Origin of the sequence: Micromonospora sp. ATA51 (assembly GCF_016802855.1) — a bacterium.
Lineage (GTDB): Bacteria > Actinomycetota > Actinomycetes > Mycobacteriales > Micromonosporaceae > Micromonospora > Micromonospora sicca.
Genome location: NZ_JAEVHJ010000459.1, coordinates 1 through 3,926 on the forward strand (window position 1 = coordinate 1; position 3,926 = coordinate 3,926).

The window sequence follows — 3,926 nt, forward strand, 5'->3', positions numbered from 1 at the left end:
CGCCGGTCGCTGGGCCGGTACGACCAGCCGGTCGCCGTCGAGGTCGCGCCGCGGCTCGGCGGCGGGCGGGGCACTCACCGGAGCCTGGCGGGACACGGGCGGCTCCTCCTCGGCGTAGCGCACGCCGTTGACGTGGGGACGGCCGTTGACCCGGGCCGGCGGCGCCTCGGCGGGCGGCCCGGCCAGCGGGGCCGGCAGGTCACCGTGTCGAGTGGACGAGGCGCCCCAGCCGCCGGCGGGGTCGGGCTGCCGCCAGGCGGGTGTCGGCTCGCGGCCGGCCTCCCCGCCGCGGGACCAGCCGGCTGCCGGGGGCGCCCACCCGCCGGCGGAACGGGCCAGGTCGTCCTGCTGACCCGTCCCGTCGCCGTGCTCTCCCGGGGTGGCGGCTCCGGGTTGCCCTGATTCACTCACCGCGCGCTCCTTGGTCGCCCCCGCTGAGGCTACCGTGTGGTGACAGTGGCGATAAGTTACAGCGGCGGGCCAATTCCGGGACGGGTTCACGACCCGGACCGGTTCGGGTGATAAGTGCCGGCTCGTACGACGAAACTCGGAGGCTCCCATGACCGCTGTGGGGAACGGTGCACAGACCGCAGGCCGGCCCACCCGCCTGCCCCGTTCGGCGCGGCGCAAGCAGCTGCTCGCGGCCGCCCAGGAGGTGTTCGTCGCCCAGGGCTACCACGCCGCGGCGATGGACGACATCGCCGAGCGGGCGGGGGTCTCCAAGCCGGTGCTCTACCAGCACTTCCCGGGCAAGATGGAGCTCTACCTGGCGCTGCTGGACACGCACTGCGACGCCATCGTGGCGAAGGTGCACGACGCGATGCGCGGCACCAACGACAACAAGGAGCGGGTGAGCGCGTCGGTGCGCGCGTACTTCGACTTCGTCGACCACGAGAGCGAGGCGTTCCGCCTGGTCTTCGAGTCGGACCTGCGCAACGACCCGGCCGTCCGGCAGCGGGTGGAGCGGGTCGAGCAGGGCTGCATCGCGGCGATAACCGACACCATCATCTCGGACACCGGCGTCAGCCGGGCGCACGCCGAGCTGCTCGCCTCCGGCCTGGTCGGGGCGGCGGAGACGGCGGCGCAGTTCTGGCTGGCCGGCGGGCGGCAGGTGCCGAAAGCGGAGGCGGAGGCGCTGGTCGCCGCGCTGTCCTGGCGGGGCATCGCCAGCTTCCCGCTGCAAGGTGAGTCAGCCTGAACATCGGGCCGTCAGATCGGATAGCCTTCGCACGGCGGCTTTTTCGCCCCAGTTGAGGTTGAGGAGGCACCGTGGAGGTCAAGATCGGCGTGCAGTACGCGCCGCGCGAGCTGGTCCTGGAGAGCGCGCAGACGCCAGCCGAGATCGAGCAGATCGTGACCGACGCCTTCGCCAAGGGCGAGGGCACCCTCTCCCTGACCGACGAGAAGGGCCGACGGGTGATCGTGCCGGTCAACAAGGTCGCGTACGTCGAGATCGCGGAGGCCGCGCCCCGCGCGGTCGGGTTCACCGTCCGCTGACGATCCGGTTGCCGCGGCAGGCGACGCACCCGCGTCCCTGCCGCGCGGCACGCCCGAGGCGGCTCAGTTGTTCAGCCCGGCGGCGGTCATCCGCGCGGTGTGCGCGGCGGTCATCCGCCGGAACAGCGCCGGCACGTCCGCGCCCTCCCGCCGCGTGATCAGCGAGGTCAGCCCGCCCCGGTCGGCGGCGGCGACCCGCCCGGCCTGGGAGAGCGCCTCCCCGACGAGCCGCCGCGCCCACATCGAGAGCCGGTTGGCCACCCGCGGGTCGGCCTCGATCGCCGCCCGCATCTCGGCGGCGGCGAACTCGGCGTACCGGGAGTCGTGCAGGACATCGAGGACCAGCCGGCGGTCCGGTTCGGCCAGGCCGTCGGCGATCTCCCGGAGGAAGTCGTCGGTGATGGCGTCGCCGACGTACGCCTTGGTCACCGCCTCCAGCCAGTTCTTCGGCTCGGTCGAGTCGTGGTACGCCTGGAGCGCCCCGACGTACGGGGCCATCGCGTCGTCGGGCGGCACGCCGAGCGCCGCGAGCCGGTCGGCGATCCGCCGGTAGCTGCCGATCTCGGCCGCGGCCATCTCGCTCAGCGCGCCCGGCGGCGCAGGTCCGGGGCGAGCCGGGCGTCGGCGGCCAGCCGGTCGAACGCCAGCAGCTCCCCGTACGCCACCAGGCCGAGCAGGTCGACGAGGGCCGGGTCGGGCGCGGTCGGGGCGGACACCAGCGCAGGCTACCGTCCGGCCAGGTGACCCGGCCGCCCACGCCCTTGTGGCGCAGGTCACACCCGTTACCCCCGGACGTCGCCCGGTCACCCGGAATCAGGACAGCCACCAGGGGGTTCAGGTAGTATGGAACAGTTGCCGTGGGCGTCGATCCGATCAGTGAACTGATCGCACCCGACCCGCGGCGCGCGTGCGGCCCGGTCCGGCTCGGCATTCCGCCCGACCGTGTGGCCCGCGCCATACCGATCGCGCCCTGAGGACATGACGGGGCGCACCACGAGAGGGCACCCCCAAATCCATATGAGCGAGCTGATTCAGGACAACGTGGGCCAGGAACTGGCCCCCACCGCTCCGGTCCGTCCGGAGGCTCCCACTTTCGCCGAACTCGGCGCCCGCCAGGAGACCGTCGAGGCCCTGGCCGCCGCCGGCATCACCCGCGCGTTCGCCATCCAGGAGTACGCGCTGCCGATCGCGCTGCGCGGCGTAGACCTGATCGGCCAGGCACCGACCGGCACCGGCAAGACCCTCGGCTTCGGCGTACCGCTGCTGGAGCGCGTCTTCGCCCCCGCCGAGGGCAGCGACGGCGTGCCGCAGGCGCTGGTCGTCGTCCCCACCCGCGAGCTGGGCATCCAGGTCGCCAAGGACCTCGCGCCGCGGGCAAGACCCGGGGCGTGCGGGTGCTGCCGATCTACGGCGGCGTGGCGTACGAGCCGCAGATCGACGCGCTGCGTAAGGGCGTCGAGATCCTGGTCGGTACGCCCGGCCGGCTGATGGACCTGCAGAAGCAGAAGCACCTGCGGCTCGACCGGGTGCGCGCGCTGGTCCTCGACGAGGCCGACCGGATGCTCGACCTGGGCTTCCTCGACGACGTCGAGAAGATCCTCGCGATGCTGCCGGAGGACCGGCAGACCATGCTGTTCTCGGCCACCATGCCGGACCCGATCGTCGCCCTGTCCCGGCGCTTCCTGCGCCGGCCGGTGACCATCCACGCCGGGCACACCGCCGAGACCGGCCCGTCGCCGCAGACGCAGCAGCTGGTCTACCGCACCCACTCGATGAACAAGGTCGAGATCGTCGCGCGCATCCTCCAGGCGGAGGGGCGCGGCCTGACCATGATCTTCACCCGGACCAAGCGGGCCGCCGACCGGGTCGCCGAGGACCTCGACTTCCGCGGCTTCGCGGTCGCCGCCGTCCACGGGGACCTGGGCCAGGGCGCCCGCGAGCGGGCCCTGCGGGCGTTCCGCGCCGGCAAGATCGACATCCTGGTCGCCACCGACGTGGCGGCACGTGGGCTCGACGTCACCGGCGTCACCCACGTCATCAACTACGACTGCCCCGAGGACCAGGACACCTACACCCACCGGATCGGTCGTACCGGCCGGGCCGGGGCGACCGGTGTCGCGGTGACCTTCGTCGACTGGGACGACATGCCCCGTTGGCGGATCATCGACAAGACGCTCGGGCTGGAGATGCCGGAGCCGCTGGAGACGTACCACACCTCTCCGCACCTCTACACCGACCTGGACATCTCCCGCGACGTCACCGGCACCCTGCCGACCGCCGAGCGGACTCGGGCCGGGCTGTCGGCGGAGGTCGAGGAGGACCTCGGCGGCCGGCCCCGGCGCGGTGAGAGCCGGGGCTCCCGCCGCGGCGAGAGCCGCGGCCGGAGCGAGCGCGGCGACCGCGAGCGCGGCGACCGCGAGCGCGGCCGG

Annotated in this window: 2 protein-coding genes and 3 pseudogenes; 3 read left to right on the forward strand and 2 right to left on the reverse strand. The window is 73.5% G+C overall.

Features of this window, described 5'->3' with window-relative positions; genetic code table 11:
- Nucleotides 1–411, reverse strand: a pseudogene (locus tag JNW87_RS35855) (hypothetical protein); the annotation flags it as partial.
- Between the two features lie 148 nt (nt 412–559).
- Here JNW87_RS35855 and JNW87_RS35860 point away from each other — a divergent pair.
- Nucleotides 560–1,198: a TetR/AcrR family transcriptional regulator gene (locus JNW87_RS35860; protein WP_043965396.1), complete on the forward strand. Its 639-nt coding sequence runs from the start codon at nt 560–562 to the stop codon at nt 1,196–1,198.
- 71 nt (nt 1,199–1,269) lie between these two features.
- Entirely contained in the window at nt 1,270–1,497 is a 228-nt protein-coding gene (locus JNW87_RS35865; RefSeq protein ID WP_109804608.1) for a DUF3107 domain-containing protein, read from the forward strand.
- A gap of 63 nt (nt 1,498–1,560) precedes the next feature.
- On the opposite strand, the pseudogene JNW87_RS35870 reads toward JNW87_RS35865, so the two are convergent.
- Nucleotides 1,561–2,213 (reverse strand): annotated as a pseudogene (locus tag JNW87_RS35870) (ferritin-like fold-containing protein).
- 301 nt (nt 2,214–2,514) lie between these two features.
- Here JNW87_RS35870 and JNW87_RS35875 point away from each other — a divergent pair.
- A pseudogene (locus JNW87_RS35875) lies at nt 2,515–3,926 on the forward strand (DEAD/DEAH box helicase); the annotation flags it as partial.

Bases quoted from the DNA above. Each gene is read 5' to 3' on its own strand.
- JNW87_RS35860 (WP_043965396.1), top strand. From the start codon at position 560: ATGACCGCTGTGGGGAACGGTGCACAGACCGCAGGCCGGCCCACCCGC.